At 72.1% G+C, this 15053-nt stretch carries 12 protein-coding genes and 1 rRNA gene; 5 read left to right on the top strand and 8 right to left on the bottom strand.

Going from position 1 to position 15053, the window contains the following annotated elements; translation table 11 throughout:
- Nucleotides 1–35: 35 nt before the first annotated feature.
- The 7 genes from ACZ4V1_RS00065 to mtnA form a co-directional block, all read right to left on the bottom strand.
- Entirely contained in the window at nucleotides 36–794 is a 759-nt protein-coding gene (locus tag ACZ4V1_RS00065) for a response regulator (RefSeq protein ID WP_468327462.1), read from the bottom strand.
- Between the two features lie 225 nt (nucleotides 795–1019).
- Nucleotides 1020–1712 (bottom strand): ribosome hibernation-promoting factor, HPF/YfiA family, encoded by a 693-nt coding sequence (gene hpf / locus ACZ4V1_RS00060; protein WP_121747280.1) that lies wholly within the window; start codon nucleotides 1710–1712, stop codon nucleotides 1020–1022.
- 313 nt (nucleotides 1713–2025) lie between these two features.
- On the bottom strand, nucleotides 2026–2877 hold the full coding sequence (locus ACZ4V1_RS00055) for a ComF family protein (RefSeq protein WP_468327460.1): 852 nt from the start codon (nucleotides 2875–2877) through the stop codon (nucleotides 2026–2028).
- 206 nt (nucleotides 2878–3083) lie between these two features.
- The gene (locus ACZ4V1_RS00050) at nucleotides 3084–4925 is read right to left on the bottom strand and encodes an LpqB family beta-propeller domain-containing protein (protein ID WP_468327458.1); all 1842 of its coding nucleotides are present in this window, start codon (nucleotides 4923–4925) and stop codon (nucleotides 3084–3086) included.
- Nucleotides 4915–7014: an MtrAB system histidine kinase MtrB gene (mtrB, locus tag ACZ4V1_RS00045; protein WP_468327456.1), complete on the bottom strand. Its 2100-nt coding sequence runs from the start codon at nucleotides 7012–7014 to the stop codon at nucleotides 4915–4917. Before mtrB ends, ACZ4V1_RS00050 begins: the two co-directional genes overlap by 11 nt.
- Before the next feature lies 1 nt (nucleotide 7015).
- Nucleotides 7016–7705: a two-component system response regulator MtrA gene (mtrA, locus tag ACZ4V1_RS00040; protein WP_468327454.1), complete on the bottom strand. Its 690-nt coding sequence runs from the start codon at nucleotides 7703–7705 to the stop codon at nucleotides 7016–7018.
- Nucleotides 7706–7709: 4 nt separating this feature from the next.
- Entirely contained in the window at nucleotides 7710–8852 is a 1143-nt protein-coding gene (gene mtnA, locus ACZ4V1_RS00035; RefSeq protein ID WP_468327452.1) for an S-methyl-5-thioribose-1-phosphate isomerase, read from the bottom strand.
- A gap of 140 nt (nucleotides 8853–8992) precedes the next feature.
- On the opposite strand from mtnA, the gene ACZ4V1_RS00030 reads away from it, so the two are divergent.
- The 5 genes from ACZ4V1_RS00030 to ACZ4V1_RS00010 are packed head-to-tail and all read left to right on the top strand — an operon-like array spanning nucleotide 8993 to nucleotide 14672.
- On the top strand, nucleotides 8993–10369 hold the full coding sequence (locus ACZ4V1_RS00030; protein WP_468327450.1) for a DUF7847 domain-containing protein: 1377 nt from the start codon (nucleotides 8993–8995) through the stop codon (nucleotides 10367–10369).
- Between the two features lie 37 nt (nucleotides 10370–10406).
- On the top strand, nucleotides 10407–11156 hold the full coding sequence (locus ACZ4V1_RS00025) for a DUF4129 domain-containing protein (RefSeq protein WP_468328865.1): 750 nt from the start codon (nucleotides 10407–10409) through the stop codon (nucleotides 11154–11156).
- A complete protein-coding gene (locus tag ACZ4V1_RS00020) occupies nucleotides 11153–12373 on the top strand; it encodes a DUF4350 domain-containing protein (protein ID WP_468327448.1) in 1221 nt (406 codons plus the stop codon). Before ACZ4V1_RS00025 ends, ACZ4V1_RS00020 begins: the two co-directional genes overlap by 4 nt.
- Nucleotides 12373–13362, top strand: coding sequence for an AAA family ATPase (locus ACZ4V1_RS00015; RefSeq protein WP_468327446.1), 990 nt, complete (start codon nucleotides 12373–12375; stop codon nucleotides 13360–13362). The genes ACZ4V1_RS00020 and ACZ4V1_RS00015 overlap by 1 nt, the downstream gene beginning before the upstream one ends.
- Nucleotides 13362–14672 (top strand): DUF58 domain-containing protein, encoded by a 1311-nt coding sequence (locus ACZ4V1_RS00010; protein ID WP_468327444.1) that lies wholly within the window; start codon nucleotides 13362–13364, stop codon nucleotides 14670–14672. Before ACZ4V1_RS00015 ends, ACZ4V1_RS00010 begins: the two co-directional genes overlap by 1 nt.
- Nucleotides 14673–14778: 106 nt before the next feature.
- Here ACZ4V1_RS00010 and rrf read toward each other — a convergent pair.
- Nucleotides 14779–14895: ribosomal RNA gene (gene rrf, locus ACZ4V1_RS00005) — 5S ribosomal RNA — on the bottom strand.
- Between the last annotated feature and the right edge of the window lie 158 nt (nucleotides 14896–15053).

Raw genomic sequence — 15053 nt, 5'->3', positions numbered from 1 at the left:
TCGGCCGTCAGACATCGGCCGTCGGACATCGGCCGTCAGCGGATCTCGAGAATCTTCTCCCGCATCGCGTACACCACGGCCTCCATCCTGGAGTGCAGCTGCAGTTTCTCCAGGATGTTGCGCACGTGGTTCTTCACGGTGTTCTCGGAAATGAACAGTTCCTTGGCGATGTCCCGGTTGTTCATTCCCGTGGCGACCAGCTTGAGGACCTCGAGTTCTCGGTCCGTGAGCCGCGGCGCGGGAACGAGACGGCGCTCGTCGGTCCGCTGGATCATCGACTTGAACTCGGTGAGCAGTTTCGACGCCATGGACGGACTGATCTGCGACTGCCCGTCCGCGACCGCGCGAATGGCGGTGGCCACCTCGTCCGTCGAGATCTCCTTGAGGAGGTAACCGGTCGCGCCCGCCTTGATCGCGTCGTAGAGGTCGGCTTCCTCGTCGCTGATCGTCAGCATGATGATCTTGGCGCTGGGGGCCACCTCCTTGATGGAGGTGCAGGCCTCGATCCCGCCCCGCTTGGGCATCCGCACGTCCATGAGGACGATGTCGGGCAGCAGGTCGGCGGCCTTCTCCACGGCCTCGGCACCGTCACCGGCCTCCCCGACGACCTGGATGTCCTCCTCGGCCGCGAGCACGATCTCCAGACCGCGGCGGAACAGGGCGTGGTCGTCCACGACCAGGACCCTGATCGGCTCCGCGCGCGCAGAGCCCGCGTCCGGGCCCATGCCGGCGACTCCGTCGTCGATCCCGTCGTCGACGGCCTCGCCCCGCATCGGTCCGAAAGTGTCCGCCATCGTTCCTCCCCCTGAAGGCTGTGGCCCGTCGTCCTGAGCCATCGCCAACCCAGAGCAACGACCCACCGGTTGGGCCGTTGCCGCCATGATTCCATGCCCGGCCGACACCGGGGTGGCCGAGCGGGCCACGAAGGGGTCGCACACCCTCGCGCACCGTCGCACACCGGTGCCCCTGGGGGCGCACACGCGCTCCAGGGGCACCATTTCCGCTGTCACCGGGCGTTGTCAGCCGCCGAGCGCGTCCCCCGCCTCGGTGGGGTGCGCCTGGGTGACCATCGTGTCCGTCGTGAGGTGGATCACGCCGTAGTCGTAGGCGTGCCGCCGGTAGACGACGCTGGGCTCCTTGGTCTCCGAGTCGACGAACAGGTAGAAGTCGTGCCCGACCAGCTCCATCTCGTAGAGCGCCTGGTCGAGGGACATGGGTGCGGCCACGTGGGTCTTCTCGCGGACGACGAGCGGACCGTCGCCCTGGACCTCCAGCGAGCCGATCTTCTTGGTGGGTACGCCGTCCTGCTTCTCCTGCGGGACGACCTCGCCGTTCCCGTTGAGTGTGGCCGCGCCGGGGACGTGGTCGGCGACCTCGGCCGCCGAGATCCGGCGCGCACCGCGGCGCGAGAAGCGCTTGTCGTGCTGCTTGCGCAGCCGGGCACCGAGCTTCTCCGCCGCCAGGTCGAGCGCCGCGTACGGGTCGCTCGCCGCTGCCTCCGCCCGGATCACCGGACCGCGGGAGCGGAGCGTGATCTCCACTCGGTCACAGCGGTCGGCCTGCCGGGGGTTCGGCTCCTTGGACACCTCGACGTCTAGGCTGATCACCTTGCCATCGAGCTTCTGGATCTTCTCCAGCTTCAGCTTCTCGGCCACGTGCTTCCGGAACCGCTCGGGCACCTCGGTCTTGCGGCCCTTGACGACGATGTCCACGCAGAACTCCGTTCCCGGATCGCCCCGCTTCGATGGCGGAGCATCTCCCTTTTGCACCAGGTTCCGGTCTACCCCGGAACCTCGGACTCGGTGACTTCCACCTCCTCCCCCGCGGGCGGGATCTCCACTCCACCGGTGCGGGCGATGACGGTGAAACCCGCAGCACGGCATTCGGATTTGAGAGGTGTGGCCTGCGGCTTTGCCTCACAACCGAACATATCTCGCCCGGACGGATGTCGTCACCCTCTACCGCGGCGTACCTCCGTTCCAGTGAATTGACCCTCTCATTACCTGCAACGAGGCAAGTTTCCGGTCAGTTCCGGTTTATTTCGAAAGAATCTGGTGAGGCCGCGACCACTGCCGCGTAGATCGCTTCACGGACCACGCCACCGCCTTCGTTCGGACCCGCCATTCGGGGCCCGGCCTTCCGTTCCTCTCTGCCTTCCCCTGCCGCCGACGGATACACAGCCGATTTCCCTTCGGCCGGCACGGCGCGCAGGGCACGCGCCGCCTCCGTCAGGGACGCTCCCGTCGTCATGAGGTCGTCGACGAGGACGACCGTCCCGCCGCCGCACAGCAGCCGGCCACCGCCAGGAGCCACCGCCAGCGCGCCGGCGAGATTGCGCAGCCGCTGCCGGGCGCCGAGCCCCGACTGGTCGGCCACCGCTTGCCGTTGCCGCAACACGGCCAGCACCCGGGCGGACGTGCCGGTCCGCCGCAGCTCCCCCGCGGCCGCGAGGGCGATCCGCCGCGCCGGGTCGTGCCCGCGCGTGCGCACCGCCCGGGGCGCGGACGGCACGGGCACGAGCAGCACCGGCCCCCGCTCGCACCAGGCGTCCCTCGCACCGGCGCCCCACCGTGCCTCCCGGAGCCCGGCCCGCACCGCCCCCGCCAGCGCCGCGCCGAGCGGTGCCGCAAGCGCCAGCACGCCCCGCTCCTTGTGGGCCAGCAGGGCGGCACGTACCTCGTCCGCGTACCGGGCGGCCGCGTGCACCACCGGCAGTCCCGGCGGCTCCGGCACCGGCCGCACCCGGCGCGGTGCGGCGCCGCTCAGGGCGGCACGGCACCGAGGGCACAGCACCGTGCGAGCCCGGCCGCAGCCTCCGCACTCGGCCGGCAGCACCAAGTCGGTGAGGTCCCGCCACCATTCCCGCAATCCCCGCATGGCCACACTGTGCCAACGCACGCGGGGATCGACCAGGCCTGTGGAAATCGCTGGAGAGCTCCTTGTGGAGAACTCCGGACACCGGCGGCCACGCATGCCCCACACGAGTGAACGCCCGCGTCGCAACAGCCGGAGCCCTCACCCAGGACAGTCGGAGGCTTCCCTCAGGACACAGTCGGAGGCTTCCCCCAGGAGAGCCGGATACCTCACCCCGGGTAGACCGGCGCCGTCCCCTCCGTCACCTTCTGCCACTGCAGCCCGGACGGCAGCCGCACGATCACGTCCTCCGAGTACGCCACCAGCGGCAGCCGCTCGTCCTCCGTCGCGGCGATCTCCTTCACGCCGGTCAGCGCGGCGGGCACCGACGCCTCCGGCGTGGAGCCGTCGACCTGTACGTAACCGATCTGCTGGACGCCTCCGCGCTCACGCCCGACCACCACGAGCCGGCTGTCACCGGCCCAGGACATCGCCGTGACCTCCTCCAGCTCGGGGGTCGCGGAGCGCAGTTCGAGGACGGTGACCGCGGGCGGCTGGCCGGCCTTCCCGTCCCGTTCGATCCGTCCGATGAGCAGCGACCGCTTGCCGTCCTTCTCCACGACGAGCGCGATCCGCACACCGTCGGCCGCCACCCGCACGGCCTGGACCCGCCCGTCCAGCCCCGGCGTCCGCACCTCCACCGGCTCGCCCTTGCCCTCCTTGAGCAGCAGCAGTCGGGGATCGGCCGGATCGCGGTCGGCGATCCACAGGTCGCCCTGCGCGTCCCAGCTGGGCGGCGTCAGCCGGTTCCCCTCCGTCTTCCCCTTGCTGACCAGCACGGGGTCGCCGAGCGAACCGCCCGACACCAGCGAGCCGACGTACAGCGACTTGTTGTCGAGTCCGATGCCGGCCGCGCTGTGCTCGTCCCGCGACACCGCCACCGACCGCAGTGCCGCCACGCCCTCGCCCAGCGCCCCGGGGACCGGTTCCGGCCGGGTTCCGCTGCTTCCCGCCGCGATGCGCACCAGGCGGTCCTCGTCGTCGATGAAGTACAGGTAGTCCGGCCGCTGGGCCGAGCCGCGCGTCGCGACCGCCTCGGCCCGGTCCTCGGTGAGCGAGCACAGTCGCTCACCACCCGAGCGCAGCTCGACCTCGTCCACCACCGGGGTGAGGTTCCGCACCGTGAAGAGGAGCTGGGCCGCCATCTCGTCGCACTTGTCGGCGCCCACCCCGGCCGCCCGGTCGTTCAGCCGGACCGTCAGCCTGTTGTGGTCGTCGGGCGTCAGCGAGTCGACGTTCTCGGCCAGCGCCGTACCGGTCGGGAAGCTCGACCTGACCACGGGCCCGAGCAGCCTCGTCGGCCCGCTGATCAGGGAACGCACCACCTGGGTCATGGGGTCCACGAGCCGGCGCACGTAGACGGGATCGGCGACGGCAGCCGGCTGCGCGCTCGTACCGGCCTGGGTGACGGGAGCGGTGTTCGAGGCGAAGTAGTACTTGTTGACGGACATGTAGGTGCGCTGGAAGTCCGACTTGCCCATGATGACGCCCTGCGGCAGCACGTCGATGCGCCACTGCCCGCTCTTGTGGTCCCGGGTGAGGTGCACCGGTTCGCGGTACTCGCCGTCCGCCGGCGCGTACGACTGCTGCGCGTCCACCGTGGCGACCCTGGTGCCGGTCAGCGTGACCGAGTAGTCGTTGGCGTCGTCGCGGCTTCCCGAGTGGTCGGACTCGGTACCCGGCCCGCCCGTGAGCACCGTCGTGGACCGCTCCGGCCGCCAGGTCCGCGCGGCCTCGCCCGTCAGGTACTTGCGTGCCGTCTCGTACTCCGGCTCGTTGCTGGTCAGCGCCTCCAGGAAGCCCTGCACGATCTCCGTGGGCGAGTCGTCCTCCCGTGGCGGCATCGCGAACACCCGCACCTGCGGGTCCTGGCGCGGCGTGGACTCCACGCCCCGCAGATCCCCGCTGTCGGGCATGGACGCGCACCCTCCCAGCAGTACGACGCCGCAGACGGCGTACGCCACCACGCGTGCCGGCCCCCGCCGACCGCTCCTCTCACGGTCAGCGCCCACGAGATGCCTCCCCTTGCCTGCTCGAGTCCTCCGGCTCTTGCGACCTCGCGTCCGGGCGGTTCGCCGCCTCCGTCGCGGGCCCGCCGTCCTGTCTCCGGGCGCCCGACACGGGTCGCGGCACCACACGCGCGCCGTTGCCGGGCAGTGCCGTCGGATCGGCCGTGGGTGTCACCGTGGCCGACCGCGGCGGGATCGGGCCCCGGGCGGGCGCCGAGGACGCCTGTCCGAGCGATGCCTGCGCCGGAACGGTGGCCGTCTTCCCCGTGCCGTGCGACGCGCCGGAGTCACTGAGGCCGGCGTCGTCCAGCCCGCGATTGCGCCGCGAGTCCGCGGGCTCCAGCGGTATCGGTGAGCCCCGCAGCGGCTCGTCCGCGGTCCTGGGCAACGTGAGCCGGAACTGCGATCCACCCCCGGGCTCGCCCCACGCCTGCAGCCAGCCTCCGTGCAGCCGCGCGTCCTCCAAGGCGATGGAGAGCCCCAGCCCCGTGCCGCCGGTGGTACGCGCGCGTGCCGGGTCGGCCCGCCAGAAGCGGCTGAAGACCCGGGTCGCCTCGCCCGGCTTGAGACCCACACCGTAGTCGCGCACCGCGACGGCCACCGCGCCGCCGGCCGCGGCGAGCTTCACGACGACGTCGTTGCCCTCGCCGTGCTCGACCGCGTTGACGACGAGGTTGCGCAGTACGCGCTCCACGCGCCGGGCGTCGGCCTCGGCGACGACGGGCTGCTGGTCGCCCGCCACGCGTATCCGTGTGCCCTTGCGCTCGGCGAGCGGCTCGGCACCGCCGACGACCCGCCGTACGACCTCCCTGAGGTCTATCGGCTCCGCCTCCAGCGCCGCCGCGCCCGCGTCGAAGCGGCTGATCTCCAGGAGGTCCGCGAGCAGCGTCTCGAACCGGTCCAGCTGGTCGGCGAGCAGCTCGGCGGAGCGCGCGGTCACCGGATCGAAGTCCACGCGCGCGTCGTGGATGACGTCGGCGGCCATGCGCACGGTCGTCAGCGGCGTCCGCAGCTCGTGCGACACGTCGGAGACAAACCGCCGCTGCATCCGCGACAGGTCCTCCAGCTGGCTGATCTTCAACTGAAGGTTCTGCGCCATCTTGTTGAAGGCCTCGCCGAGCCGCGCGATGTCGTCCTCGCCGGTGACCTTCATCCGTTCCTGCAGCCGCCCCGCGGACAGCCGCTCGGCGATGCTCGCCGCCATCCGCACCGGCGTGACGACCTGGCGCACCACGAGCCAGGCGATGGCGCCGAGGAGGACCACGACGAAGAGCCCGGCCGTCGCCAGCGTTCCTCTGACCAGGTTGAGCGACTCCTCCTCCTGCGTGAGCGGGAAGAGGTAGTACAGCTGGTACGGCTCGCCGTTCGGGTCGTTGACCTGCTTGCCGATGACCAGCCCCGGCTGCGCGGCCTCGTCGGAGTCGTAGACGATGCGGGTGTAGCTCTGCGCCGCCGCGGTGCTGCCGTCGATCCGCTCCCGCAGATCCTCGGGCACGCTGGCCGACCAGTTGACGAAGCCGGAGGCGCGCGGGCCGCGCCCGCTGCCGCTGTCCCCGCCCATGGGGAGCGTGACCACGTCGAAGGCGCCCTGGCCGCCGCTGGAGAGCGACTTCACCAGTTCGCTCATCCACTGGATGACGTTCTGCGGGGCACGGCCGTCGACCGGCGTGCCGCCCCCGGGCACGCCGTCGTCCCCGGTCACGCTGGCCGACTCCTCGGCCTTCTGCTTGGCGACCGCGAACCCGCCGGTGGCCTGGCTCTGCGACGCCTTCACCTTGGCGTCCAGCAGCCCGTTGCGGACCTGGCCGATCACCACGAAGCCGAGCAGCAGCACCACGCCCAGCGACATCAACAGCGTGGTGACGACGACCTTGAGCTGGATGTTGCGCCGCCACAGCCGCATGACGGGCAGCAGCGGACGGCGCACCCAGCGCATGAACAGACGGAGCACCGGGCTGCCCTGCACCCCGCCGTGCAGCAGCCCGCCCTCCAGCAGACGGCTCCAGCGGGAGCCGGCGGGCGGGTGGCCGACAGGCCGTCCGGCGCGGGCCCCGGACCGGCCGGGCGCCGAAGCGGCACTGTCCCTGCTCATGTCAGCTCGGTCCCGCCTTGTAACCGACGCCACGGACGGTCACCACGATCTCCGGCTTCTCCGGGTCCTTCTCGACCTTGGAGCGCAGCCGCTGCACATGCACGTTGACCAGCCGGGTGTCGGCCGCGTGCCGGTAGCCCCAGACCTGTTCGAGGAGCACCTCGCGCGTGAACACCTGCCACGGCTTGCGGGCCAGCGCCACCAGCAGGTCGAACTCCAGCGGCGTCAGCGCGATCGACTGGCCCTCCCGCTTCACGGAGTGACCGGCCACGTCGATGACCAGGTCGCCTATGGCGAGCTGCTCCGGCGTCGGTTCCTCGGACCTCCTCAGTCGCGCCCTGATACGGGCCACCAGCTCCTTCGGCTTGAACGGCTTCACGATGTAGTCGTCGGCACCCGACTCCAGACCCACCACGACGTCGACGGTGTCACTCTTCGCCGTCAGCATCACGATCGGCACACCCGACTCCGCCCTGATCAGGCGGCACACCTCGATGCCGTCCCGACCGGGCAGCATCAGGTCGAGCAGTACCAGGTCAGGCTTGGTCTCCCGGAAGGCGGCCAGCGCCTTGTCGCCGTCGGCTACGAAAGATGGCTCAAAACCCTCACCACGCAGCACAATGCCGAGCATCTCGGCCAGTGCGGTGTCGTCGTCGACGACAAGGACTCGTCCCTTCATAAACGACATCATCCCATTAGCTAATCGTTACCTGGCGTGACCTGGCACACAGCTCCGCGAGCGCCTCGGCCGTCACGGGCGAAACCGCGCCCTCCTCGGTGACGATCGCCGTCACCAGTTCGGGCGGAGTCACGTCGAACGCCGGGTTGTACGCCTGGGTTCCCAGGGGTGCCACCGGAATCCCGCCTCCCGCTCCGGTCACCGGCACCTGAGGTGCTGTGACCTCGGTCACTTCGTATCCGGGACGCTGTTCCACCTCGATGGACGCCCCGTCCGGCGTGTCCGGGTCCACCGTCGTGACCGGTGCCACCACGATGAACGGCACATGGTGGTACCTCGCGAGCACGGCGAGCGGATAGCTCCCCACCTTGTTCGCCACCGAACCGTCGGCCGCGATGCGGTCCGCGCCGATGAGCACCGCGTCCACCTCACCCGCCGCGAACAGCGAACCGGCCGCGTTGTCGGTGAGCAAGGTGTACGCCATGTCGTTGCGGGCCGCCTCGTATGCCGTCAGGCGAGCACCTTGCAGCAACGGACGCGTTTCGTCCACCCACAGCCGCCGCAACCGCCCCGACCGGTGCGCCGCGAGCGCCACCGCGAAGGCCGTTCCTTCACCGCCCGACACCAGCGAGCCGCTGTTGCAGTGCGTGAGAACCCGGTGCCCGCCGGCGGGCAGCAGCTCGTCCAGCAGCGCCAGCCCGTGCGCGGCCATCCGGGCGCTGGCCTCGGCGTCCTCCCGGTGCAGCGCCCGCGCCGCGGCCAGCGCGGCCGAGGCGGCCTGCCGGGTGTCGCCGGTCCTGGCGAGCGCCTTCTGGTGGGCGGTCTGAGCGCGCCGCACGCCGACGGCGAGGTTCACCGCGGTGGGGCGGGCACCCGCCAGCGCGGCCGCGGCCTCCTCCACCTCGAAGCCGCGGACGGCGGCGAGCGCGACGCCGTAGGCACCGGCGATGCCGAGCAGTGGCGCCCCGCGCACGGCGAGCGAGCGGATCGCCTCCACGAGCGCGGACGCGTCCGTGCAGACCAGCTCGACCTCCTCGGCCGGGAGCCTGGTCTGGTCCAGCAGGACCAGCACGGGCCCCTCGGGTGGTTCCTCCCAGCGCAGTGCCGGGATCTCGGTCGGCCGCTTGTCCTCGCCGCTTCGCGTGTCCTGATCAGCCATGCGGTCAGTCTGCCCCCTACCCGGCGGACAATTGAAGGTGCGCAGGCCATACCGTGCCCGGTCCGCACCCGACCACCCCGTGGCACGATGGCTGCCAACCTGCCGCCGCGACCGCGGACGGGCACCGTGAAGGAGCGACGATGAACGACACTCCGGGCTGGGCCTCGCCCGGATCCGCCCCGTCCGACGGGCGGGAGCCCGGCGCGTCCGGCCCCGCCGAGCCCGCCGGCCGTCCGGACGGCCCCGACCGGCCCGCGCAGCCCGCGGACCAGCCGGGCGCGGACCAGCCGGGCGCGGAACCGACGGGCCCCGGCACGAAGTGGTCCAAGGAGCAGCCGCCTCCCGGCCAGTGGTCCGCGCCCACCGGCCCGGGCCAGGCCCCGCCTCCCCCACCGCCCGGCCAGGGCTGGGGCGCCCCGCCTCCCGGCCCCCCCGGCGGCCAGGGCGGCTACGGAGGTCCCGGCGGCTACGGCGGCGGCTACGGCCCCCCTGGCGGGCACGGTGGCTGGGGAGGCGGCTGGGGAGGCCCCCCGCCCGCGGCCAAGCCAGGCGTGATCCCGCTCCGCCCGCTCGGCGTCGGCGAGATCCTCGACGGCGCGGTCTCCACCATGCGCACCTACTGGCGCACGGTCCTCGGCATCTCGCTGACCGTCGCGGTCTTCACGGAGATCATCGTGGTGCTGCTCCAGGGCCTCGTCCTGGACAACACCAGCACGGAGGCCCTCAACGACCCCGACGCCACCCTGAGCGAACTCGGCGACGCGCTGACCGACACCACGATCAACTCGGGCGTCATCTTCCTGATCTCCCTGATCGGCACCGTCCTGGCCACCGCCCTGCTGACGACCGTCACCAGCCGTGCCGTACTCGGCAGGCCCGTGACCATCGGCGAGGCCTGGCGGGACGCCCGCCCTCAGGTGGCGAAACTGTTCGGCCTGATCGTCCTGCTGCTGCTCATCGTCGCCGGCATCGTCACGGCCGGCATGGCGCCGGGTCTCCTCATCACCGCCACGACGGGCGGAGACGCCGGTGTCGCCCTGACGGTGCTCGGCTTCCTGGCGGCCGGCGTCGTCGCGGTGTGGCTCATGGTGCGCTTCTCGCTGGCGTCCCCCGCGCTGATGCTGGAGAAGCAGGGCATCAAGAAGGCGATGGGCCGCTCCATGAAGCTGGTGCGCGGCTCCTGGTGGCGGGTCTTCGGCATCCAGCTCCTGGCCACGATCATCGCGAACGTCGTCGCGTCGATCATCGTCATCCCCTTCGCCTTCCTCGCCGCGGCCCTCGGTGGCGACGGCGTAGGCGGCTTCCTGGAGGGCACCGGGGACCTCGGCTGGACTTTCCTCGTCGTCAGCGGCATCGGCTCGGTGATCGGCTCCATGATCACCTTCCCGATCACGGCAGGCGTCGCCGTTCTGCTCTACATCGACCAGCGCATCCGCCGCGAGGCCCTCGACCTCGAACTGGCCCGTGCCGTCGGCCTGCCGGGCACCGGCGCTCCCGGCACCACCCCGGGGAGCTGATGCGGTGAGCCCGGCGGGGGGAGTTCTCACAGAGGTGCTGTCACGCACCGCCGTACGGACGCTGCCGCGCTCCGGCGACGCCTCCGTGCTGTCGCTGTCGCGCTCCGGCGACGAACCGCCGGTGACGATCCCACGCGACCCCGCGCGGGAGGCCGCGCGCCGCGAGCTGTCCAAGCGGATGTACCACGAGGACGACCCCGGTTGGTTCCAGCGGGCCCTCAACGCCTTCTGGGACTGGATCGGCGAGCTGTTCAGCAGCGCGTCCACCGCGACCCCCGGCGGGACACTCGGCCTGATCGTCGTCATCGTGGCCGTGGTGGCCGCACTGGGCCTCCTCTGGTGGCGCCTGGGCACCCCCCGCCGCGGACCGGCCTCCGCCCCCGCCCTCTTCGACGACCGCCCCCGCAGCGCCGCCGACCACCGTGCCGCCGCCGAGGCACACGCCGCCCAGGGCCACTGGAACCAGGCCGTCCAGGAACGCATGCGGGCCGTCGTCCGCGCCCTGGAGGAACGCGCCCTCCTCGACATCCGCCCCGGCCGCACCGCCGACGAGGCGGCCACCGAAGCCGGCCGCGCCCTGCCCGCCCACGGCGGCCGGCTGCGCGCCGCGGCCCGTGACTTCGACGACGTCACGTACGGCGGCCGTCCTGGCACCGAGCAGTCGTACCGGCGCCTGACCGAACTCGACGGCGACCTGGAACGCAGCAAGCCACGGCCGGTGAGCAGCACGACCGCCGGTACGGCCGACGGCGCGGACCCGAACACCCGCCAGGGAGCCGCCGGATGACCACCGAGGCCACGCTCTCCACCACCTCGGCCTCGCCCACCGCCCGCCAGGTGTGGACACGTTCGCGGGGCATCGCGCTCGCGCTCGTCGTCCTGCTCGCCGGTGCGGTCGCGATCGCCGTCGTCCGCTCCGACGCCCGGCACGGCGAACTCGACCCGCGCTCCGCCGACCCCTATGGCAGCCGGGCCGTCGCCGAACTCCTCGCCGACCGGGGGGTGTCCACGCGCGTGGTCGACACCCTGGAGGACGCGCGCGCCGCGGCCGGCCCGGACACCACACTGCTGGTCGCCACCCCCGATCTGCTGACCGAACGCCAGCAGACACGGCTGCGCTCCGCGACCGAGGGCTCCGGCGGCCGTACCGTCCTCGTGGCCCCGGGCGGCCCCGCCGTCGAACGGCTCGCCCCCGGCGTCACCGCCGACCCCGCGCTCAGCTTCGACTCGACACTCGCCCCCGCCTGCGACCTGCCCGCCGCCCGGCGCGCGGGCACCGCGGACACGGGCGGCATCCGCTACAGCAGCGCCCACATCGATACCGACGCCTGCTACCCCAGTCGGCGCCTGGCCACCCTGCTCCGCATCCCCGAGACCTCCACAGAGGCGCATCAGGAAGGCACCCGGGGCGACACCGTCGTCCTCGGCGCCCCCGACATCTTCTACAACGACCACCTCGACGAGCACGGCAACGCCTCGCTCGCCCTGCAACTCCTCGGCTCCCGCGAACACCTGGTCTGGTACCTCCCCTCGCCCTCCGACGCCACCGCCCCGGAGGACGAGCGCAGTTTCTTCGACCTGCTCCCCTCCGGCTGGCTCTGGGGCACCCTGCAGCTCTTCGTCGCCGCAGCCCTCGCGGCCCTGTGGCGGGCACGCCGGCTCGGCCCCCTGGTACCCGAGAGACTCCCCGTCGCGATCCGCGCCTCCGAAACCGCCGAGGGCCGCGCCCGCCTCTACCGCAAGGCGAACGCCCGCGACCGCGCGGCCACCGCTCTCCGCTCCGCCACCCGCACCCGCCTCGCCCCCCTCGTAGGCGTCCCCGTCACCCAGGCGCACACGCCCGAGGCCCTGCTCCCCGCCCTGTCCGCCCACCTCCACGGCGAACACGGCGACGGACGGTCCGCGCACACCCTCCTCTTCGGCCCGCCGCCCGGCGACGACGCGGCCCTCATCGCCCTCGCCGACCAACTCGACGCCCTCGAAAGAGAGGTACGCCGTCCATGATGGACCCGACCACTGACAACGCCGGGCAGACCGGGGACCCGGGCAACGCCCGCGCCGCCCTCGAGGCCCTGCGCGCCGAGATCGCCAAGGCCGTGGTCGGCCAGGACGCCGCCGTCACCGGTCTCGTCGTGGCTCTGCTGTGCCGCGGCCACGTCCTCCTCGAAGGTGTCCCCGGAGTCGCCAAGACCCTCCTCGTCCGCGCCCTCGCCGCGGCCACCGAGCTCGAGACCAAGCGCGTCCAGTTCACCCCCGACCTGATGCCCAGTGACGTCACCGGCTCCCTGGTCTACGACGCCCGAACCGCCGAGTTCTCCTTCCAGCCCGGCCCCGCCTTCACCAACCTGCTCCTCGCCGACGAGATCAACCGCACGCCCCCGAAGACCCAGTCCTCCCTCCTCGAAGCCATGGAGGAACGCCAGGTCACGGTCGACGGCACGCCCCGCCCGCTCCCGGAGCCCTTCCTGGTCGCCGCGACCCAGAACCCGGTCGAGTACGAGGGCACCTACCCCCTCCCGGAAGCCCAGCTGGACCGCTTCCTCCTGAAGCTCACCGTCCCGCTGCCCTCCCGCCAGGACGAGATCGGCGTCCTCACCCGCCACGCCGCGGGCTTCAACCCGCGCGACCTGCACGCCGCCGGCGTACGCCCCGTGGCGAACGCCGCCGACCTGGAGGCGGCCCGCGCGGAGGTGGCCAAAACGACGATCTCCCCCGAGATCACGGCCTACGTCGTCGACGTCTGCCGGGCCACCCGCGAGTCGCCATCCCTCACCCTCGGCGTCTCCCCGCGCGGAGCCACGGCACTGCTCTCGACGGCCCGCGCGTGGGCCTGGCTGACGGGCCGTGACTACGTCACCCCGGACGACGTGAAGGCCCTGGCCCTCCCCACCCTCCGGCACCGCGTCCAGCTCCGTCCGGAGGCCGAGATGGAGGGCGTGACCACGGACTCCGTCATCAACGCGATCCTCGCCCACGTCCCCGTACCCCGCTGATGGCACTCACCGGACGCACCGCGCTCCTCGCGGCCCTCGGCTCCGTCCCCGTCGGCATCTGGGACCCCGGCTGGGCAGGCATCCTCGCGGTCAACGCACCGCTGGCCGTGGCCTGCGCCTGCGACTTCGCCCTGGCCGCCCCCGTACGACGCCTGCGGCTGACCCGCTCCGGCGACACCTCCACCCGCCTGGGTGACACCGCCGACGTCACTTTGACGGTCACCAACCCGTCCGACCGCCCACTCCGCGCCCATCTCCGCGACGCCTGGCCACCCAGCAGCTGGCAACCCGGCACGGAGACCGCGGCGTCCCGCCACCGCGTGACGGTGCCCGCCGGCGAACGCCGCCGCGTGACCACACGCCTACGGCCCATCCGCCGCGGCGACCGCCACACGGACCGCGTCACGATCCGCTCGTACGGCCCCCTGGGCCTCCTCGCCCGCCAGGGCACCCACCGGGTTCCCTGGACGGTACGCGTCCTGCCTCCGTTCAAGAGCCGCAAGCACCTGCCGTCGAAGCTGTCCCGCCTGCGCGAGCTCGACGGGCGCACCAGCGTGCTCACCCGTGGTGAGGGTACGGAGTTCGACAGCCTCCGCGAATACGTCCCCGGCGACGACACCCGTTCCATCGACTGGCGCGCGACAGCTCGCCAGTCCGCCGTCGCCGTGCGCACCTGGCGCCCCGAGCGTGACCGGCGCATCCTGCTCGTCCTCGACACCGGCCGCACCTCGGCCGGCCGAGTGGGCGACGCGCCCCGCCTCGACGCGTCCATGGACGCCGCCCTGCTTCTGGCCGCCCTGGCCTCCCGTGCCGGCGACCGCGTCGACCTCCTGGCGTACGACCGTCGAGTACGCGCCCTCGTACAGGGCCGCACGGCGGGCGCCGTGCTCCCTTCCCTGGTCAACACGATGGCGACGCTGGAACCGGAACTCGTCGAGACCGACGCCCGCGGACTCACCGCGACCGCCCTCCGGTCGGCCCCCCGCCGCTCCCTGATCGTGCTGCTCACGACACTCGACGCGACTCCGATCGAAGAGGGGCTGCTTCCCGTCCTGCCGCGACTGACTCAGCGCCACACGGTCGTCCTGGCATCAGTGGCGGACCCGCACATTTCCCGGATGGCCAAGGCCCGCGGAAACACGGATGCCGTTTACGAGGCCGCGGCGGCGGCACAGGCCCAGGCGGCACGCGACCGCACCGCCGCCCAGCTCCGTCGGCACGGCGTCACGGTCGTCGACGCGACGCCTGACGATCTGGCACCGGCGCTGGCCGACGCGTACCTGGAACTGAAGGCGGCGGGCCGCCTGTAACTGTGAGGGGGCGGGGCCGGCCGAAAGGGCTCCGCCGTCATCTCAACGCCCCCGAAACGCAGAAAACCCCGCACCGTTCCCGGTGCGGGGTTTCCTCGCAATGATTGTTCGGCGGCGTCCTACTCTCCCACAGGGTCCCCCCTGCAGTACCATCGGCGCTGTAAGGCTTAGCTTCCGGGTTCGAAATGTAACCGGGCGTTTCCCCTACGCTATGACCACCGAAACACTATGAAACAGACAACCAACCGGTGACCAACACGGTCTGATCGTTCGTGGTTTCAGAACCAACACAGTGGACGCGAGCAACTGAGGACAAGCCCTCGGCCTATTAGTACCGGTCACCTCCACACCTTGCGGTGCTTCCAGATCCGGCCTATCAAC

Source organism: Streptomyces sp. NPDC028991, from assembly GCF_055564775.1.
This window is presented reverse-complemented; position numbering and strand designations above follow the sequence as displayed.

Coding starts and splice junctions, on each gene's coding strand:
- ACZ4V1_RS00065 (WP_468327462.1), bottom strand. CDS start 794: ATGGCGGACACTTTCGGACCGATGCGGGGCGAGGCCGTCGACGACGGG.
- ACZ4V1_RS00055 (WP_468327460.1), bottom strand. CDS start 2,877: ATGCGGGGATTGCGGGAATGGTGGCGGGACCTCACCGACTTGGTGCTG.
- mtrB (WP_468327456.1), bottom strand. CDS start 7,014: ATGAGCAGGGACAGTGCCGCTTCGGCGCCCGGCCGGTCCGGGGCCCGC.
- mtrA (WP_468327454.1), bottom strand. CDS start 7,705: ATGATGTCGTTTATGAAGGGACGAGTCCTTGTCGTCGACGACGACACC.
- mtnA (WP_468327452.1), bottom strand. CDS start 8,852: ATGGCTGATCAGGACACGCGAAGCGGCGAGGACAAGCGGCCGACCGAG.
- ACZ4V1_RS00030 (WP_468327450.1), top strand. CDS start 8,993: ATGAACGACACTCCGGGCTGGGCCTCGCCCGGATCCGCCCCGTCCGAC.
- ACZ4V1_RS00020 (WP_468327448.1), top strand. CDS start 11,153: ATGACCACCGAGGCCACGCTCTCCACCACCTCGGCCTCGCCCACCGCC.
- ACZ4V1_RS00015 (WP_468327446.1), top strand. CDS start 12,373: ATGGACCCGACCACTGACAACGCCGGGCAGACCGGGGACCCGGGCAAC.
- ACZ4V1_RS00010 (WP_468327444.1), top strand. CDS start 13,362: ATGGCACTCACCGGACGCACCGCGCTCCTCGCGGCCCTCGGCTCCGTC.